We start from the raw sequence: 18271 nt of genomic DNA, 5'->3' as shown, positions 1-18271 counted from the left end.
ATCGATTATCGCTTCAGAACTCGACGCCCGGCTGGGCCTTGATGCCGGAGCGGAACGGGTGCTTGACCAGCGTCATCTCGGTGACGAGGTCGGCGATCTCGATCAATTCGTCCTTGGCGTTGCGCCCGGTGAGCACGACATGCGTCATCGGCGGCTTCGACGAGGTCAGGAAGTCGACGACATCGGCGATATCAAGATAATCGTAGCGCAGCGCGATGTTGATTTCGTCGAGTACGACCATGCGCAGGCTCGGGTCTGCGATCAGCTGCTTGGCTTTTTCCCAGCCGGCCTGCGCTGCCGCGATGTCGCGGGCGCGATCCTGCGTCTCCCAGGTAAAACCTTCGCCCATCGCGTGGAATTGACAGAGGTCGCCGAAATGCCCGGTGAGCAAACGGCGCTCGCCGGTATCCCAGGCGCCCTTGATGAATTGCACCACGGCGCAGGGGAAGCCATGCGCCACGCAGCGCACGATCATGCCGAAGGCGGAGGAGGATTTTCCTTTGCCGGCGCCGGTATGAACGATGATCAGGCCCTTTTCACCGCTCTTGGTCGCCATGATCTTGTCGCGGGCGACCTTCTTTTTCGCCATCTTGGCCGCATGGCGCGCATGCAGTGCAGGGTCGGTGCCGACGGCGCCGTCCTCAGCGTCATCTCCATCAGAAATCATCACGTTCCTTCGGCTTGACAAGTGCGAGGCTAGGCCGAATGGTGACCCCGCGTTGGTTCCTGTCCTACGACAGGCGAAGAGGGAATGCGATAGGGCTCAGACCGCAAGGTTTGCCCAAAGCGCAGCCGCCCCCGCGACCGTGACCGGAGAGATGCCCAAGCCACTGATTCCCTGATGGAGTCGGGAAGGTGGGTATCAAGGGAGAAATCCTGCTCCGCAAGCCGGGAGACCTGCCGACGCAGTGTGTTTGAGACCGGCGGACGGGGTGTTCCGCGACGGGGAACGAATCTGTTCACGTCAGGTTCGTGTGCCTCATCGCTTCCCGCAGTCAATCCAGGAAGGGCGATGAGCGTTACACTTCATGTCTGTATCACCTGCCGCGCGGGCCAGACGCTGGCCGAAGGTGAACTCGCGCCCGGTGCGCGCCTGCATGCCGCCCTCGTCGAGGCCGGCGTGCCCGATGACGTCAACCTGGTTCCCGTCGAATGCCTGTCGGCTTGCAGCCAGGGCTGCTCGGTCGCGCTCAGCGCGCCGGGGCGGTGGTCCTATGTCTACGGCCGCCTGTCCGAAGCCAATGCCAAGGATGTGATCGCCGGCGCCTCTGCCTATGCGTCGGCGCCTGACGGCATCGTGCCGTGGCGCAGCCGTCCCGAAATCTTCCGCAAGCAATCGCTTGCCCGAATTCCACCTCTTCCCGTCGTGCCGGAGGCCGCCGAATGACCACGCTCACCAAGGTTCCGGTCACCGTGGTGACCGGCTTTCTCGGGTCCGGCAAGACGACGCTGATCCAGCATCTGATCCGCAATGCAAACGGCAAGAAGCTTGCGGTGCTGGTGAACGAATTCGGCAGCGAAGGCGTCGACGGCGAGATCCTGAAGTCGTGCGCCGACGCCAATTGCCCGACCGAGAACATCGTCGAGCTCGCCAATGGCTGCATCTGCTGCACCGTCGCCGACGATTTCATCCCGGCGATGGAGCAGTTGCTCGCACGCCCCGTGCGGCCCGATCACATTGTGATCGAGACGTCCGGCCTCGCGCTGCCGAAGCCGCTGCTCAAGGCGTTCGACTGGCCCGAGATCCGCTCGCGCATCACCGTCGACGGCGTGATCGCGCTGGCTGATGCGGAGGCCGTTGCCGCCGGCCGCTTTGCGCCTGATCCCGTTGCGGTGGATGCGCAGCGCGCGGCCGATGACAATCTCGACCACGAAACGCCGCTATCGGAGGTGTTCGAGGACCAGATCGCCTGTGCCGATATTGTATTGCTGACCAAGGCCGATCTTGCGGGAGCGGAGGGGATCAGCGCTGCGAAGGCGGTGATAGCTGCCGAGATGCCGCGCGAGGTGCCGATGTTGCCCGTCGTCGACGGCGCCATCGATGCCCGCGTGATCCTGGGCCTTGAGGCCGCGGCGGAGAACGATCTCGCGTCGCGGCCATCGCATCACGACGGCGAAGAGGAACACGAGCACGACGATTTCAATTCCGTGGTGATCGATCTTCCGGAGATCGTTGATGTCGATGCGCTGGTCGCCTCGATCAAGGGGCTGGCGCGCGAGCAGAACGTGCTGCGCGCCAAGGGCTATATCGCGGTCGAGGGCAAGCCGATGCGGCTATTGGTGCAATCGGTCGGCGAGCGGGTGAGACATCAGTTCGACATGCCGTGGGGCGTGCGGGCGCGACAGTCGAAGCTCGTCGTGATCGGCGAACACGGCGATATCGATGAAGCCGCGATCAGGGCGCGACTAGGTGTCTGATGCACGTCGTCTTCCGCGAGAGCCGCGGCCTTGAGGAGACCGCGACGCCAAGGGACCTCGGCCAGGATCCGGCCGATCTCGTGGTTTTGTCGTTTTCCGACAGCGATCTCGCCGCGTTCGCGGCCGGCTGGCGGCGGGGCCGCGCCGCGCTGCCGTCGCTACGGCTCGCAAATCTCGCCGAGCTGCGCCATCCGCTGTCGGTCGATACCTATATCGAGCGCACGCTGTCGCAGGCACGCGGCATCCTGGTGCGGCTGATAGGTGGCGAGCCTTACTGGTCATATGGACTGGCCGCGGTGCATCGGCTGGCGAAGGAGCGCGGCATCGCCCTGGTCGTGCTGCCGGCGGATGGCCGCGACGATCCGCGGCTCGATGAATTCTCGACCTTGCCGGTGTCGACGCTGCGCCGCCTGAAGCTGCTGTGCGACAAGGGTGGCCCGGTGGCCGCGCAGGCCGTGATCGCGCAACTGGCGCTGGCGTCCGGACTTTATGCGGGACCGGTTGTCGGCGTGATCGATCTTCCCGAAATCGGGGTCTATGATTCCCGGCGCGGTGTCGTTGCGGCCCTGCCGGCACCGGATCGCCGGCCGCGAGTGCTGGTAACCTTCTATCGCTCCTATCTCGCGGCCGGCGACACGGCGCCGATCGATGCGCTGATCGAGGCGTTGCGCGGAAAGGGCTTTGATGCCCATGGGGTGTTCGTTACTTCGTTGAAGGCGGCGGGGGTGGCCGATTGGCTACGGGCACAGTTCGCGCAATGCCCACCGACCGCTGTCGTCAATGCGACCGCGTTCTCCGCGGCCGGTGACGATGGCACGACGCCGTTCGACGCTGCATCCTGTCCGGTGTTCCAGGTCGCGCTGTCGACGGCGCGGCGCGAGGACTGGACCTTGTCGCTGCGCGGCCTGTCGCCCGGCGATCTCGCAATGCACGTGGTGCTGCCCGAGGTTGACGGCCGCCTGTTCGCGGGGGTCGTCAGTTTCAAGTCGCCTGGCGAGCGCGATCCCGATCTGCAGTTCGCCCATCTTGCGCATCGCCCGGATGCTGAGCGCGTCGCGGCGGTTGTCGGGCGCGTGGCAGCCTGGCACCGACTTGCCGGCAAACCGGTGCAGGAGAAGCAGCTTGCGCTCGTGCTCTCGAACTATCCGGGCCGTCCGCATCAGATCGCGCACGCCGTCGGCCTTGATGCGCTGGCCTCGATCGAGGCGTTGCTGGCCGATCTCGCGGCCGCGGGCTTTGATCTTGAGCCGGTGGAGTCGCTGGGTGGCATGCTGCTGCACCGGAAGCTGACATGGGACGTGGCCGAGTATCGTGCGACGATCTCGAACCTCCCGCAGCCGCTCCAGGACGATCTTGCGCGCGCGTGGGGTGCACCGGAAGATGATCCCGATTGCCGCGACGGCGCATTTCATTTCGCGGCGATCCGGAGCGGCAAGTCGATCATCGCGGTTCAGCCGGAGCGCGGTGACGTCGGTCAGCGCGACGCCGACTACCACGATCTGTCGCGCACGCCTCGCCACGCCTATGTCGCGTTCCATCTGTGGCTCAGGCGGCAGGGCATCGATGCCGTCGTCCACATGGGCGCGCATGGCACGCTGGAATGGCTGCCCGGCAAGTCGGTTGCGCTGTCGTCCGCATGCTGGCCGGATGCGCTGATCGGCGATCTGCCCGTCATCTATCCCTTCATCGTCAACGATCCCGGCGAAGCCGCGCAGGCCAAGCGCCGGATCGGTGCCGTGACGATCGGCCATCTGCCGCCGCCGCTGGCACCGGCCACGATGCCGGACGGCTTGCGCAATCTTGAACGTTTGCTCGATGAATATTCGACGGCGGACGGTCTCGATCCGGCGCGGCGGCAGCGCCTGATTGCCGCGATCCGCGAGGAAGCCCGCATCGCCGGACTGGAGGACGATCTCGGTCTCGCGGCATCAGTCTCCGCGGCCGAGGCGATTCCGCAGATTGATCGCTTCGTCTGCGATCTCAAGGAGAGCCAGTTCGGCGACGGCCTGCATGTGTTCGGGCAGGGCGCTTGCGGCGAGGCGGAGCGGGCGGCGCTGCGCGATGCGCTCGCGGGGCGGCGTGTTGCGCCGGGGCCGTCGGGTTCGCCCTATCGCGGGCGCAGCGACGTGCTGCCGACCGGTCGCAACCTGTTTGCGGTCGATCCGCGCGCGGTGCCGACGCCGTCGGCACATGCGCAAGGCGTCAAGCTCGCCGAGGAACTGCTGCGCCGCCATTTGCAGGACCAAGGTGACTGGCCGAAAGGGCTCGTCGTCGACCTCTGGGGCTCCTCGACGATGCGTACCGCTGGCGAGGATTTTGCGATGGCCTTGCATCTCGCCGGGATCGCGCCGCGCTGGGATCATGGATCGGGCCGGGTGTCGGGCTACGACATCATCGCGCCGGCGGAGCTCGGCCGGCCGCGCATCGACGTGACGCTGCGGGTGTCGGGGCTGTTCCGCGACGTTTTCTCGGGGCTCGCGCAGCTGTTCGAAGCGGCGACCGAGGCGTTGGCCGAACGCAGCGATGAGGCGGACGAGAATCCTTACCGGCAGCGCATCTCGCGCGTGTTCGGTCCTCGCCCGGGACACTATGGCGCCGGCATCGCGGCTGTCCCTGACGTTTTCACACAGGAGGCACGCGAGGCGGCCGGTGAAGCCTGGCTGTCGGCATCGTCGTGGGCCATTGCATCCGATGGCGAGATCCGGCTCGATCGTGCCGGCATCGAGACGCGGCTCGCTGCTGCCGACAGCTTCGTCCATACCCAGGATTTGCCGGAGACCGATCTGCTGCTGGCGGCGGACTATGCCGCGCACGAGGCCGGCATCGCCGCTGCGGCGCGGCGGCTCGGCGCAAAGGCCCCGTCGCTCTATCACCTCGATGCGACGCGGCCGGATCAGCCCCATGCCCGTTCATTGACCGAGGAAATCTCTCGGGTGGTGCGGACGCGCGCAGCCAATCCCGCATGGATCGCCGGCATGATGCGCCATGGCTTCCGCGGTGCCGCCGAGATAGCGGCGACGCTGGAACATATGGCGGCGTTCGCGCATCTTGCAGGCGCGGTGCCGCCGCATCTGTTCGACCTCTATTACGACGCGACGCTCGGCAATGACGACGTTCGCGCTTTCATGGCGTGCGAGAACCCGGCGGCACTGGCTGCGATCGAAACCTGCTTCACCCGGTTGCATGACGCCTCGCTGTGGCAGACGCGGCGCAATTCGATTGCGGCGGCGCTGCAGGAGGCCTCATGAGCGCGATCGCGATCAAGGGCTGGTGTCCCGGCGCGCTCCGGCCGATGCAGTCGGGCGATGGCCTCGTGGTGCGCATCCGTCCGCGCGGCGGACGGCTGGATGCCGCGCAGGCGGCGGGGATCGCCGAGCTAGCGGCGCGATACGGCAACGGCCTGATCGATCTGACCAGTCGCGCCAATCTCCAGATCCGCGGCGTCGACGATGAGGGTTATCCGGCTCTGATCGGCGGGCTCGCCGAGTTCGGCTTGCTGGACCCGGATTCGGAAACTGAGGCGCAGCGCAACATTCTGGTGACGCCCTTCTGGAGTGCCGGAGACGACACGCGCCCGCTCGCAGCCGAACTCGAGCGGACGCTCGCCGGCGTGTCGCTCGATCTTCCGACCAAGTTCGGATTTGCGATCGACGATGGCAGCGAGCGCGTGCTCGCCGGCGCGTCGGCGGATGTCCGGATCGAGCGCGGTCGCAATGGCGGGCTGCTGGTGCGGGCCGATGGCGCACAATTCGGGCTTTCCGTCGCGCGCAGCGAGGCCGTGCAGATCGCACTGTCGCTGGCGGAATGGTTCGTCGTCTCCGGCGGAGCCAGGGGCGAGAAGCGACGAATGGCGGCTCACCTCGCCGGCGGTGCGAGCTTGCCGCAGTCGCTTCGCGGCGACGCCGAGCCCATAACCCAATCGGCGGACCCTGTGCCCGGGCTCTATCCGACCGGTGCGATGGTTGGCGTGGCCTTCGGACAACTGACGCAGCAGACACTCGGCCATCTCGCCGGTTGCGCGCAGGCTTTCCGCATGACGCCGTGGCGGATGGTGCTGGCTGAGGGGATGCATGAGATGCCCTTTGGAAAGGACCTCGTCACTGATCCCAATGATCCCGTACTCCGCGTGATCGCTTGCAGCGGCGCACCGCGCTGTCGTGAGGCGCATGCCGATACGCGCGCACTGGCGTCCGTGCTCACATCTTCTGTCCCGGCCGATGCCCGGCTTCATGTGTCCGGCTGCGCCAAGGGCTGTGCCCAGTCCGGTTCGGCTGACGTCACCCTCGTTGCGTCATGCGAGGGCTTTGACCTGATCCGTCATGGCACCACGCGGGATGCGCCGGTCTTGCGAGGCTTGACCGCTTCGTACCTCGTTGCAAATTCCGCCGTGTTGATGGGAGGCCATTGATGCCGCACGTCTATGAGACCGATGGTGCGGCGATCTATCGTCAGTCCTTTGCGACGATCCGGTCGGAGGCCGATCTCGCCCGGTTTACGCCCGACGAGGAGCCGGTGGTCGTGCGCATGATCCATGCTGCGGGCATGGTGGGTCTCGAAGCGCATGTCCGCTTCACGCCCGGCATGGCCGCATGTGCGCGCGCCGCCTTGCAGGCGGGCGCGCCGATCCTTTGCGACGCCCGCATGGTGTCGGAGGGCATCACGCGTGCACGGCTGCCGGCCGGCAACGCCGTGATCTGCACGCTCGGCGATCCCCAGATTCCGGCACTGGCGCAATCGATGCGGAATACGCGCTCCGCGGCGGCGCTCGAACTGTGGCGGCCGCATCTGGCTGGGGCCATCGTCGCGATCGGCAACGCGCCGACGGCGCTGTTTCATCTGCTCAACATGCTTGAGCACTCCGATTGCCCGCGGCCGGCGGCGATCATCGGCTGTCCGGTCGGCTTCGTGGGTGCGGCCGAGTCGAAAGCGGCATTGATGGCTGCGCCGCCGGTGCCGGCGCTGACGGTCGAGGGGCGTCTCGGCGGTTCGGCGATCACGGTCGCCGCCGTCAACGCGCTGGCGAGCCGGAGCGAATAGCGATGGGGCGCATCATCTGCTGCGGGCTCGGCCCAGGCGATCCGGATTTGATGAGCGTGCGCGCCGATCGCGTGGTGCGCGCCGCCAAGCACGTCGCCTATTTTCGCAAGAGGGGGCAGCTCGGCCAGGCGCGCCGCATTGTTGAAGGCATGCTCGCCGCCGGCGTCAGCGAATATCCGATGGAATATCCGGTCACCACGGAGATTGCCTTCGACAGTCCGGACTATGCGCGTCTGCTGGCCGGGTTCTATGACGAATGGACCGAGCGGCTGGCGCGGCTTGCGCGCGCCGTCGACATCGTCGTGCTCTGCGAGGGCGATCCCTATTTCTACGGTTCGTTCATGCACCTGCATGCCCGCCTGCAGGGTCGGATCGAGATCGAGGTGGTCGCCGGCATTCCCGGCATGGTCGGTTGCTGGAATGCGGTCGGCCGGCCGATCGCGCTTGCCGACGATGTCACCATGGTGCTGATGGGCACGCTGCCCGAGGCCGAGCTCGTACAGCGGATGCAGAACTCCGACGCGCTGGTCGTGATGAAGACCGGCCGCAATCTGACAAAAATCCGTCGCGCACTCGCGGCTGCGGGCCGTCTCGGCGATGCATGGCTCGTCGAGCGCGGCACCATGCCCGATCAGCGCGTCGCTCGGCTCGCCGATCTCGCCGAGGCCGACGCTCCGTATTTCGCGATCGTGCTGGTGCACGGGCAGGGCCGGCGCAGGGAGGCGGCGCCATGACCGGCACGCTGACCATTGCGGGACTCGGGCCGGGCGACGAGGCGCTGATCACCCCGGAGGTCTCCGCAGCGCTCGCAAATGCGACCGACATCGTGGGCTATGCGCCGTACGTTACGCGGGTGCCGCCACGCGACGGGTTGACGCTGCATCCCTCGGACAATCGCGTCGAGCTGCAGCGCGCTGGTGAGGCACTGCGGCTGGCGTCAGAGGGTCGGCACGTCGTCGTGGTGTCGTCCGGCGACCCCGGCGTGTTCGCGATGGCGTCCGCCGTGTTTGAAGCGCTGGAAAGCGTGCCGCAATGGCATGACCTGCCGATCCGCGTGCTGCCCGGCATCACGGCGATGCTGGCGGCGGCGGCGAGCGCCGGCGCGCCGCTCGGTCATGATTTCTGCGCGATCAACCTGTCCGACAATCTAAAACCCTGGCCGCTGATCGAGCAGCGCCTGCGGCTCGCGGCCGAGGCCGATTTCGCGATCGCGATGTACAACCCGCGCTCGGCTAGCCGGCCGGAAGGCTTTGCACGGACGCTCGCGATCTTGAGAGAGGCGGGCTGCAGCGAGCGCATCGTGATTTTCGCGCGCGCCGTCAGCACGCCCGAGCAGCGGATCGAGACGGTTCTGTTGCGCGATGCGCGGCCCGAGATGGCCGATATGCGGACGATGGTGATCGTCTGCAACTCGACGACGCGGCGGGTGGGCCGCTGGGTCTATGCGCCGAGGCAGGTCCGATGACCGAGCCATTCCATCACCTCGCGCACGCGTTCAACCCGCGGCCTCTCGGGCAGCAGCGGCCGCGTGATCATGATGACGGGAAGGCCGAGCGTACGGGCGGCGTCGATCTTGGCGCGGGCGCCACTTCCGCCGGAATTGCGGGCAACGATCCACGCGATCGCGCGCGTACGCATCATTTCGAGCTCGCCCTCGAGCGTGAATGGGCCGCGCGAGACGATGATTTCGGCATCGGGCAATGGCAGCGTTTCCCCGGGCGTGTCGACGAAACGCAACGTATAGGCATGCTGCGGCCGGCTGCCGAACGGGGCGATATGCTGGCGGCCGATCGCGAGGAACACGTTGGCGCGGCTCTCCGGCAAGGCCGCGACCGCCGATCCGACGTCCGCGACCTCGATCCAGCGATCGCCGGATGTTCTATTCCAGGGCGCGCGTTCGAGCGCGAGCAGCGGCGTTGCGGCTTGCGCGCACGCGGCGATCGCGTTGCGGCTCATCTCGGCGGCGAACGGATGCGTCGCGTCGATGACATGCGTGATGCCCTCGCGACGCAGATAGTCGGCAAGACCGCCGACGCCGCCGAAGCCGCCGATCCGGGTCGGCAGCGGTTGTTCGGCGGGAGAGGCGGTGCGCCCGCCATAGGAATAGACCGCGTCGATGCCCGCGCTTGCGATTGTCGCGGCAAGCAAATTGGCGTCGGCTGTTCCGCCCAGGATCAGAGCGCGCGTCATGGGTAATCCGTGGTTGACCATCATCGGCATCGGCGAAGATGGCCTTGCCGGCCTCTCCGACGCAAGCCGAAAGGCGCTTCGTGAAGCCGAAACGGTGTTCGGCGGCGAGCGGCATCTCGCGTTGGCCGGGATCACCGATCGCGGCCGCGCCTGGCCGGTGCCGTTCGATGCGGACATCGTGCTTGAATGCCGCGGCCGTCCGACCGCGGTGCTCGCCTCGGGCGATCCGTTCTGGCATGGCGTCGGCGGCAGCCTTGTCGGGAAATTGCAGGCCGGCGAGTGGGTCGCGCATTCCGCGCCATCGACGTTCTCGCTGGCGGCGGCACGGTTGGGCTGGCGGCTCGAGAACGTCATCTGTCTCGGCCTCCACGCCGCACCATTCGAACGGCTGCTGCCACATCTTGCGCGTGGTGCACGGATCATCTGCCTGGTGCGCGATGGCAACGCGGCTTCCGATCTCGCGCGCTGGCTCACCGAGCGCGGCTGGGGGCAGTCATCAGTATGGACGCTGTCCGCACTTGGCGGCCCGCGCGAATCCATCAAACAGCATTGCGCCGACAATTTTGCCGGCGCTTCAAGCGACAGCCCGGTCGCGGTTGCGCTGAAGGCGGCGGGCGCACAGGGGATCGCGCGCAGCTCGGGTCTTCCCGAGGCACTCTTCGTGCACGACGGACAACTGACAAAACGGCCGATCCGCACGCTTGCGCTGTCGGCGCTTGCGCCGCGGCCGGGCGAGCGGCTATGGGACATCGGCGCCGGCTCCGGCTCGATCTCGATCGAATGGGCGCTCTGCGGCGGGACGGCGATCGCCGTCGAGGCCCGCGGCGAACGCGCCGCCAACATCCGCAGCAACGCGGCGAGCTTCGGCTTGGCACATCGGATCACGGTGATCGAGGGCACGGCGCCGGGTATCTTGTCGGACCTCGAAGGGCCCGACGCCGTGTTCATCGGTGGTGGCCTCGATGCCGATATGTTCGATGCGATCTGGTCGCGCATCGCGCCGGGAACGCGACTGGTCGCGCATGCCGTGACGCTGGAAACCGAGGCGCTGCTTGCCGATCTGCATCAGCGGCTTGGCGGCGAACTGATGCGCGTGGAGATCGCACATGCCGAGCCGCTGGGCCGGTATCGCTCGTGGAAAGCGGCGCGGCCGATCGTGCAATGGAGCGCCGTCCGATGAAGGTCGCGGGTCTGGGATTCAGGAGCAATGCCAGTGTCGCGTCGTTGCGCGAAGCGCTCGACGCCGCCGGCGGGCCCAACGGCCTTGCGGCGGTTGCGACAGTGAGCGACAAGGCCGGTGCGGTGGCAATGCAAGCGTTGGCACAGGAACTGGGATTGCCGATCCGGAGCATTCCCGCCGAAATGTTGGCTGAGATACAAACCGCGACGCAATCCGACCTCGTCAAGGCCAGGTTTGGAACGGGCTCGGTCGCCGAGGCAGCGGCAGTCGCAGCCGCCGGGCGCGGTGCACGCTTGATCGCGGTCAGGGCCGTGTCGCGGGATCGGGCGGCGACTGCGGCGATCGCAGAAGGAGACGGCGAATGACGGTGCATTTCATCGGCGCGGGGCCGGGCGCCGCCGATCTCCTGACCTTGCGGGGCCGCGATCTCATCGCCTCCTGTCCGGTCTGCCTCTACGCCGGATCGTTGGTCCCCGCGGGCGTGTTGGCGCATTGCCCGAAGGATGCGCGCATCGTCAACACGGCATCGATGTCGCTCGACGAGATCATCGCCGAGATCGCTGCGGCGCATGCGCAAGGAAAGGACGTCGCGCGGCTGCATTCGGGCGATCTCTCGATCTGGTCGGCAATGGGGGAGCAGCTGCGCCGGTTGCGCGTGTTGGAGATTCCATATTCGGTCACGCCCGGCGTGCCGGCGTTTTCGGCGGCGGCGGCGGCGCTGGAATCCGAGCTGACGCTGCCAGGCCTTGCGCAATCGGTGGTGCTGACGCGCACGCCGGGCAGGGCGAGCGCGATGCCCGACGGCGAGACGCTCGCGGCGTTTGCCGCGACCGGCGCGGTGCTCGCGATCCATCTGTCGATCCATCTGCTGGACAAGGTTATCGCCGAGCTGACGCCACATTATGGTGCGGATTGTCCGGTGGCGATCGTCTGGCGCGCGAGCTGGCCGGACCAGCGCATCGTGCGCGCCACGCTTGCGAGCCTCGATGCCGCGCTCGGCCCCGAGCTCGAACGCACCGCGCTGATCCTGGTCGGCAAGACGCTCGGCGCCGGCGAATTCGCCGAGAGTCGCCTTTATGCGGCCGACTATGACCGCCGCTACCGGCCGGTGGCGCCCGAGCCGCGCTTTCCGGAAACATCGCGATGACCGCGGGGCTCGTGATCTCTGCACCTGCATCCGGGGTCGGCAAGACGACGCTAACCCTGGCGCTGGCGCGCGCCTGGCGCAATCGCGGGCTGAAGGTGCAATGCCTGAAGAGCGGACCGGACTATATCGATCCCGCCTTTCACGCCGTCGCGACCGGACGCGCGTCCGTCAACATCGACAGCTGGGCGATGTCGGGCGAGGCGATCGCGCATCTGGCAAGCCGTGGCGCGGAGGCGGATCTGGTGCTGGCCGAAGGCTCGATGGGACTGTTCGACGGCGTCGCAACGCGCGGCGTCTCGGGCACCGGTGCCACCGCCGATATCGCCGAGATGATGGGATGGCCCGTGCTGCTGGTGATCGATCCCTCGGGCCAGGCGCAGACCGCCGCGGCGGTTGCGGCGGGATTGCGCGACTTCCGCGCCGGCGTGCGGCTTGCCGGTGTCGTTCTCAACCGTGTCGCCAGCCCGCGGCACGAAGCACTGGTGCGCAGCGCCATGGCGGACGCTGGCATTGCGGTGCTGGGTGCGCTGCCCCGGCACGCGGAGATCGCGTTGCCGAAGCGTCATCTCGGCCTGGTGCAGGCGGAAGAGCAGGTTCAGATCGACGGTCTGATTGACGAGGCCGCGCGCTTCGTCGCCGAGCATGTCGATCTCGACGCGGTGTTGCGATCGGCGCGCGACTGGTCGCCGCAATCGGCCGCGCGCAGCCTCGACATCACGCCGCCCGGCCAGCGCATCGCGCTCGCGCGCGACGCCGCGTTCTCTTTCGTCTATCCGCACATGCTCGAGGCCTGGCGTGCGGCCGGCGCCGAGATCGTGACGTTCTCGCCGCTTGCCGACGAGGGCCCCGAGGCGAACGCCGATGTGTGCTGGCTGCCCGGCGGCTATCCCGAACTGCATGCGGCGCGGCTTGCTTCCAACACGCGATTTCTTGGCCAGTTGCGCGCCTTTGCGGAGATGAAGCCGGTGCACGGTGAGTGCGGCGGCTACATGGTGCTGGGCGCCGCGTTGACCGATGCAGACGGCGTGCGCCACGCGATGGCCGGATTGCTCGGCCTCGAGACCAGCTATGCCAAGCGGCGCATGCATCTCGGCTACCGGCTCGCTGAGCTCGCCACTGCGATGCCCGGGCACGGTCCCGGCGCACGCTTGCGCGGCCACGAATTTCACTATTCGACGATCGTCGCGCAGCCGGACACGCGGCTTGCGGTGGTGCGCGATGCGACCGGCGCGATCGTAGCCGAAACCGGATCGCGGCGCGGCAACGCCACGGGTACGTTCTTCCATCTGATTGCGGAGGACCGATGAGCGGATTCGTCTCCTTCGTCTCGGCTGGTCCCGGCGATCCCGAGCTCCTGACCATGAAGGGAGCCGGGCGGCTGCGCGAGGCCGACGTGGTGCTCTATGATGATCTCGCCTCGGGCGCGATCCTCGATCTCGCGCGCGCTGGCGCCAATCTCGTCGCGGTCGGCAAGCGCGCCGGCCGCCTCTCGGCGAAGCAGCATCATGTCAGCCGGCTGCTGGTCGACTATGCCGCGACCGGCGTGCGGGTGGTGCGGCTGAAGTCAGGCGATGCCGGCATCTTTGGACGGCTCGAAGAGGAGATCGAAGCGCTGCGCGCGGCCGGCATCGGCTACGAGATCATTCCCGGCGTAACCTCGGCCTCGGTCGCGGCGGCGCAGGCCGGCATTCCGCTGACGCGACGGCTGACCGCGCGCCGGGTCCAGTTCGTGACCGGCGCCGACGTCACCGGCGAGTTGCCCGCGGATTTGAATTGGGCGGCGCTGGCCGATCCCGAGGCCACCACCGTCGTCTATATGGGCCGGCGCACCTTTCCGGCGCTGACCGCGAGGCTGATCGCGCATGGCCTTTCTCCCGATACGCCTGCGCTGTTCGCGGAGTCGCTCGGCCACACCGAAGAGCGGATCGTCCGCACCACGATCGCAGAGCTGGCCGAACGGCTCGCGCATGCAGGCGCCGCCACCGCGGCGGCGGTCATTCTGTTCGGTGCGCTGGCGCCGGAGCAAGGTTGATACGGCCATGCTGGCGCTTTCCCTGATCGGTATCGGTTGTGGCGATCCCCGGCAGCTCACCCTTGCTGCGATCGCTGCCATCAATGCCGCCGATTTGATCCTGATCCCGCGCAAGGGGACCGCGAAGTCGGATCTCGCCGACTTGCGCCGAACGATCTGCGCCGAGGCGTTGAACAATGATCGCACGCGCATTGCCGAGTTCGACCTGCCGGTGCGTGACGCCGGCGAGGAGGACTACCGCAAGGGCGTCGACGATTGGCACGATGCGGTCGCCGCAACTTGGTCGCAGGAAATCGCGCGCCATCTCGGTGGCGCGGGGCGCGTCGCTTTGCTGATCTGGGGCGATCCCTCGCTTTACGATTCGAGCCTGCGGATTGCGCAACGGCTCGATCCGCTGCCGTCGATCGAGGTGATCCCGGGCATCACCTCGATCCAGGCGCTGTGCGCGGCGCATGCGCTGCCGCTCAACGAGATTGGCGAGCCGTTCCTGGTCACGACAGGCCGGCGGCTCCGCGAGGGCGGATGGCCTGATGGCGTCGACACCATCGTCGTGATGCTCGACGGCGGCGCCGCCTTCCAGACGCTGGATCCTGTGGGCTTGAAGATCTGGTGGGGCGCCTATCTCGGCATGCCGGATCAGATTATCATGGCGGGGGAGTTAGCCGAGGTGGGCTCTCGCATTGTCGCCGCGCGCCGGAATGCGCGTGCGCAGCACGGCTGGATCATGGACAGCTATGTCTTGAAGCGGCGTTCGTGATCGGCGGGATTGCGTCGGCAGTCCACGCAGCAGGACGGCTATCCGGCCTTCAATCCGCGGATCGAGGGTTGAATCGTCAGGCGGTAGGCCACGAGCTTGTCACCGCCGAACTGCTCGAGCGTCGTCTCGCAGACCGGGCAGCGATACACGCCCTTGGTACCCGATCCGGATGTCAGCTCAAGGCGCCGGAATCCAGCCCCGCAGCGCGGACACGTGACGTCGTCCTTCTTCATCAATCCACCCCAGAACAACACCGGCGGTATCTTGTAACCCGGACCGGACGGCAGAACCATGGTCATGGCCGGCGGAGCGACCGATCATTCCCGCATGGCAATCCCGACGCGATCCACATCGAACCTCCCCCGCCGGTTCGATCTCGCCCAGGAACGGACCGGCAACTGCGACGCATTCCGCAAACTCGCCAGCAGCTTATGGCGTAACGTCGGAGCATGATCTGACCTTGCCTGCATCGCAACATGGCGGCGATGTCGCGAAGTCAGCGGTCCTACGATCCGTGATCGCCGGCGAACGCGAGGCGCGCCGGCGATCCATCGCGATCAGTGGACGCCATCTATTGCCTGATCAGGCGCACCACGTCCTGCCTCAGCAGGTAGAGCGACACGGCGAGCAGAACGACGTCCTTCATCAGGAAGGGCACGTTGCCGGTCATCGCAGGGAAGCCTCCGGCGGCAACGTCCCAACCATCGGGCATGAACGGGATGATGGTGACTGTCGCGATGAAGGTGCCGGTCGAGCCGAGGGCGCCCAGAACGCCGAAGCGCTTGTCCCAGAACCCTGCGAGCAGCAGTGCGCCGAACGTCCATTCCGAGGTGCCGAGGAAGTAGCTGGCGCCGGCATGGCCGAAGGCCGGATACAGCCACCAGATCAGCGGTCCGTTGCTGATGAACGGGACCAGCCGTTCGAATTCGTACGGAAACCATTTCTGGTAGCCGAAAAACAGGAACATGATCACCATCGCGGCCCGAACGAGATAGTAGTCGAGATCCTCCGCAAGCAGGCCGGACCGTCCGAGTGCACGGACAAGCGGATTGTGAGCAGTGCTGGTAAGCGTGGTCATGGTCGTGATTCCCTGTGGGACACCGCGCCGCCGCTTCACGCGACAGCTGGGAAGTCGATGTCGGTGTCGTTGATGCGGTTGAAGACGTTGGTGAAGACGATGGTCGCGAACGCCAGGCTGATCTCGACCAGCTGCGCGTCGCTGTAGCCGACGGCCTTGATCGCGGCGAAGTCCTCATCGTTGACGGTGCCGCTCGACTGCGCAAGCTTGCGGACGAATTGGATCAGCATGTCTTGACGGGCATCACCGGTCGGCGCGCCTTCGCGGATCTGCTTCAGTGTGTCTGCCTTCACACCGGCGAGCTTGGCGAGATGGGAATGCGCAGCGACACAATAGTCGCAACCGCCGGCGGCGCTGATCACGAGCTTGATGATCTCCCGATCGCGCTTGGACAGGCTGCCGCCGGCGAGCACGGCATCGGCGGCGAGCATGGACTTCAGCGCGGCCGGGCCATGGGCGGCAATTGCCGCATAGGCGTTAGGGACACTGCCGGCTGCCTTCTTGATCTGGGCGTAGATCTGGCCCGACGGGCCGGTATCGGTTTCGAGATTGGGAACTGAGAGACGGGACATGGTGGCACTCCTTGTTTGGGGTGGTGAACGATTGCGGAGTGACAATAGGATCGCGGTCTGAGACATTGAATGTTCATATTGCTCGATTATATGCTCAATCGTCTCATGAGCTGCCTCGGGGGATTAACCATGGATTGGCTCAGCCGGCTATTCGAGGTGATGCCGGTGCGCGGGCGGCTCGATATTCGCTGCAGCTACAGCGTGCCCTGGCGCATCGAGCAGGGGCCGGGCGCGACCAACGAGATCCCCTATCATGCGGTGCTTGCCGGCTCGGCGATCCTGGACGATCCCGCGGGCGGCCGACCGTTGCTGCTGAAGACCGGCGACATTCTTCTGTTGCCCGGCAATCCGCGACACGTGATGCATGACGGCAGCGGGGCGCCGCCGCTGCCGCCGCGCAACCGGGCGGCACAGAATTTCACCATCAGCGAAAACCTGGGTTCGGACGAGCGGCTTGATTTGCTGTGCGGACATTTCGCGATTGCACCGCCGCACGACCGTCTGTTGCGCACCTATCTTCCGCCGCGTCTCGTCGTGCATGCCGGCGCACGGATGGGGAAGGGAACGGCGGCACAGCTTGCGGGCCTCGTGTCCCTGATGCGCAGCGAAACGGCCGACGATCATCTCGGTGGCCGCGCCATGCTGGATGCGCTGTCGACGGCGATGTTTGCGCTGGTGCTGCGGCTTGCCAGCGAGACCGATGACAGGTCACACGGTCTGCTCGCACTGGTCGGCGATCCCCGCCTTGCGCCGGCGGTGGCGGCCATGTTCAACCAGCCTGCGCGCGCCTGGTCGCTGCCGGAGCTTGCGCGTCTCTGCAACATGTCGCGCGCCACGCTGGCCCGGCAATTCCAGGACAAGCTCGGGCGATCGCCGAGCGATCTGCTCACCGATATCAGGATGACGCTTGCGGCGAACGAGTTGAAGAGATCATCGCTCTCGACCGGCGCCATTGCGGAGATGGTCGGCTACCAGTCCGAGGCTGCCTTTCAGCGCGCCTTCAAGAGCCATATCGGCGTGACGCCGGCGCAATGGCGAAAGGGGCAGCACTCCGGGGAGGAGATGTTGGCCGGTTCTGGCGCGCCGGCCGATCCGGATGGGAGTTCGCAGGCTGCGCGCGAATAATCTACGCTAGGCAAGCGGCCGGTGGCTGGTTGCCACCGGCTGTTCTGCGCGCTGTCATGCCTTCACGGCGGCGGCCTGCTGGAGAACTACGATCATGTCCTCGGGCTCCGGGCGGCGGGTATAGTCGGGGTTCACCTCCGAGTAGAGGATCACGCCGTCCTGTCCGATGACGTAGCGGGCCGGCATCGGCAATGTCCAGCTCGGATCGTCGTTGAAGGTCGGCAGGTCGTTCTTCAGCTGCTTGTAGAGCGCGACCAGATAGTCGGGCAGATGGAAGCGCAGTCCGAAGGCCTCGCCGATCTGGCCCTTCGCGTCGGACAGGATCGGGAAGGAGAGCTTGTTCTGGCGCACTGATTTGCGGCTGTTCGGCGCGGTCTGCGGCGAGATCGCGACCAGCGACGCACCGTATCTGTCGAATTCCGGCTTGGCGGCTTCGAGTGCCTGCAGCTCCATGTTGCAATACGGGCACCAGACGCCGCGGTAGAAGCTGAGCACCAGCGGGCCGCGCCTCAACAGGTCGGCCGAATTGACGATATTGCCGTCGGGATCCTGGAGCGAGAAGGCAGGAGCGACGTCGCCGGCCCTCTTGGCGCGCTGGGCGGCACCGGATGCGATCAGCTCCGCGGTGGCGCGGTGCATGATCTCGATCACGGCCGGCGGAACGTTGTAGGGCGGCTTTCCGGCTTCGAAATCGGCCTTGAAGGCATCGAGCTTGGCTTGCAGTGACATGACGGT

At 66.7% G+C, this 18271-nt stretch carries 20 protein-coding genes and 1 riboswitch; of the genes, 14 read left to right on the top strand and 6 right to left on the bottom strand.

What is annotated here, in order from left to right; genetic code table 11:
• Positions 1–13 precede the first annotated feature (13 nt).
• On the bottom strand, positions 14–667 hold the full coding sequence (cobO, locus tag ACVISU_RS06035; protein WP_456706327.1) for a cob(I)yrinic acid a,c-diamide adenosyltransferase: 654 nt from the start codon (positions 665–667) through the stop codon (positions 14–16).
• 36 nt (positions 668–703) lie between these two features.
• Positions 704–919: riboswitch (cobalamin riboswitch) on the top strand.
• A 93-nt stretch (positions 920–1012) separates the two neighbouring features.
• On the opposite strand from cobO, the gene ACVISU_RS06030 reads away from it, so the two are divergent.
• Genes ACVISU_RS06030 through cobJ form a run of 7 tightly spaced genes read left to right on the top strand, consistent with a single transcriptional unit; the run spans position 1013 to position 8920 of the window.
• On the top strand, positions 1013–1387 hold the full coding sequence (locus tag ACVISU_RS06030; RefSeq protein WP_456706326.1) for a DUF1636 family protein: 375 nt from the start codon (positions 1013–1015) through the stop codon (positions 1385–1387).
• Positions 1384–2418, top strand: coding sequence for a cobalamin biosynthesis protein CobW (gene cobW, locus ACVISU_RS06025; protein ID WP_050405048.1), 1035 nt, complete (start codon positions 1384–1386; stop codon positions 2416–2418). The genes ACVISU_RS06030 and cobW overlap by 4 nt, the downstream gene beginning before the upstream one ends.
• Positions 2418–5666, top strand: coding sequence for a cobaltochelatase subunit CobN (gene cobN / locus ACVISU_RS06020; RefSeq protein ID WP_456706325.1), 3249 nt, complete (start codon positions 2418–2420; stop codon positions 5664–5666). The genes cobW and cobN overlap by 1 nt, the downstream gene beginning before the upstream one ends.
• Entirely contained in the window at positions 5663–6826 is a 1164-nt protein-coding gene (gene cobG / locus ACVISU_RS06015) for a precorrin-3B synthase (RefSeq protein ID WP_456706324.1), read from the top strand. Before cobN ends, cobG begins: the two co-directional genes overlap by 4 nt.
• A complete protein-coding gene (locus ACVISU_RS06010; protein WP_063695197.1) occupies positions 6826–7455 on the top strand; it encodes a precorrin-8X methylmutase in 630 nt (209 codons plus the stop codon). The genes cobG and ACVISU_RS06010 overlap by 1 nt, the downstream gene beginning before the upstream one ends.
• 2 nt (positions 7456–7457) lie before the next feature.
• Positions 7458–8189 carry a precorrin-2 C(20)-methyltransferase gene (locus ACVISU_RS06005; protein ID WP_456706323.1) on the top strand — a complete coding sequence of 244 codons (732 nt, stop codon included), beginning with the start codon at positions 7458–7460 and terminating at the stop codon, positions 8187–8189.
• Positions 8186–8920, top strand: coding sequence for a precorrin-3B C(17)-methyltransferase (gene cobJ, locus ACVISU_RS06000; protein ID WP_456706322.1), 735 nt, complete (start codon positions 8186–8188; stop codon positions 8918–8920). Before ACVISU_RS06005 ends, cobJ begins: the two co-directional genes overlap by 4 nt.
• On the opposite strand, the gene ACVISU_RS05995 is transcribed toward cobJ, so the two are convergent.
• Positions 8896–9645 carry a cobalt-precorrin-6A reductase gene (locus ACVISU_RS05995; RefSeq protein ID WP_456706321.1) on the bottom strand — a complete coding sequence of 250 codons (750 nt, stop codon included), beginning with the start codon at positions 9643–9645 and terminating at the stop codon, positions 8896–8898. The two genes, cobJ and ACVISU_RS05995, sit on opposite strands and share 25 nt — an antisense overlap.
• On the opposite strand from ACVISU_RS05995, the gene cbiE reads away from it, so the two are divergent.
• Genes cbiE through cobF form a run of 6 tightly spaced genes read left to right on the top strand, consistent with a single transcriptional unit; the run spans position 9644 to position 14761 of the window.
• Positions 9644–10825, top strand: a complete 1182-nt coding sequence (gene cbiE / locus ACVISU_RS05990) for a precorrin-6y C5,15-methyltransferase (decarboxylating) subunit CbiE (protein ID WP_456706320.1) — start codon at positions 9644–9646, stop codon at positions 10823–10825. The two genes, ACVISU_RS05995 and cbiE, sit on opposite strands and share 2 nt — an antisense overlap.
• Positions 10822–11190: a cobalamin biosynthesis protein gene (locus ACVISU_RS05985; RefSeq protein WP_456706319.1), complete on the top strand. Its 369-nt coding sequence runs from the start codon at positions 10822–10824 to the stop codon at positions 11188–11190. The genes cbiE and ACVISU_RS05985 overlap by 4 nt, the downstream gene beginning before the upstream one ends.
• The gene (gene cobM / locus ACVISU_RS05980; RefSeq protein WP_456706318.1) at positions 11187–11972 is read left to right on the top strand and encodes a precorrin-4 C(11)-methyltransferase; all 786 of its coding nucleotides are present in this window, start codon (positions 11187–11189) and stop codon (positions 11970–11972) included. The genes ACVISU_RS05985 and cobM overlap by 4 nt, the downstream gene beginning before the upstream one ends.
• Positions 11969–13279: a cobyrinate a,c-diamide synthase gene (locus tag ACVISU_RS05975; protein ID WP_456706317.1), complete on the top strand. Its 1311-nt coding sequence runs from the start codon at positions 11969–11971 to the stop codon at positions 13277–13279. The genes cobM and ACVISU_RS05975 overlap by 4 nt, the downstream gene beginning before the upstream one ends.
• Positions 13276–14004 carry a uroporphyrinogen-III C-methyltransferase gene (gene cobA / locus ACVISU_RS05970; protein WP_456706316.1) on the top strand — a complete coding sequence of 243 codons (729 nt, stop codon included), beginning with the start codon at positions 13276–13278 and terminating at the stop codon, positions 14002–14004. The genes ACVISU_RS05975 and cobA overlap by 4 nt, the downstream gene beginning before the upstream one ends.
• 7 nt (positions 14005–14011) lie before the next feature.
• The gene (gene cobF, locus ACVISU_RS05965) at positions 14012–14761 is read left to right on the top strand and encodes a precorrin-6A synthase (deacetylating) (RefSeq protein WP_456706315.1); all 750 of its coding nucleotides are present in this window, start codon (positions 14012–14014) and stop codon (positions 14759–14761) included.
• A 38-nt stretch (positions 14762–14799) separates the two neighbouring features.
• On the opposite strand, the gene ACVISU_RS05960 is transcribed toward cobF, so the two are convergent.
• The 3 genes from ACVISU_RS05960 to ACVISU_RS05950 form a co-directional block, all read right to left on the bottom strand.
• Positions 14800–15060 (bottom strand): hypothetical protein, encoded by a 261-nt coding sequence (locus ACVISU_RS05960; RefSeq protein ID WP_456706314.1) that lies wholly within the window; start codon positions 15058–15060, stop codon positions 14800–14802.
• A 272-nt stretch (positions 15061–15332) separates the two neighbouring features.
• Positions 15333–15839: a YkgB family protein gene (locus tag ACVISU_RS05955; protein ID WP_456706313.1), complete on the bottom strand. Its 507-nt coding sequence runs from the start codon at positions 15837–15839 to the stop codon at positions 15333–15335.
• Positions 15840–15874: 35 nt separating this feature from the next.
• Positions 15875–16411: a carboxymuconolactone decarboxylase family protein gene (locus ACVISU_RS05950; RefSeq protein ID WP_456706312.1), complete on the bottom strand. Its 537-nt coding sequence runs from the start codon at positions 16409–16411 to the stop codon at positions 15875–15877.
• Positions 16412–16540: 129 nt separating this feature from the next.
• Between ACVISU_RS05950 and ACVISU_RS05945 the strand changes: the two genes are divergently transcribed.
• Positions 16541–17536 carry an AraC family transcriptional regulator gene (locus ACVISU_RS05945; RefSeq protein ID WP_456706311.1) on the top strand — a complete coding sequence of 332 codons (996 nt, stop codon included), beginning with the start codon at positions 16541–16543 and terminating at the stop codon, positions 17534–17536.
• A gap of 54 nt (positions 17537–17590) precedes the next feature.
• Here the strand turns inward: ACVISU_RS05945 and ACVISU_RS05940 are convergent, their stop codons facing one another.
• On the bottom strand, positions 17591–18265 hold the full coding sequence (locus ACVISU_RS05940) for a peroxiredoxin-like family protein (RefSeq protein ID WP_456706310.1): 675 nt from the start codon (positions 18263–18265) through the stop codon (positions 17591–17593).
• Positions 18266–18271: the final 6 nt, after the last annotated feature.

The organism is Bradyrhizobium sp. USDA 4452 (assembly GCF_054063575.1).
The sequence above is the reverse complement of the archived record's forward strand: the minus strand, read 5'-3'. Positions and strand labels throughout refer to the sequence as shown.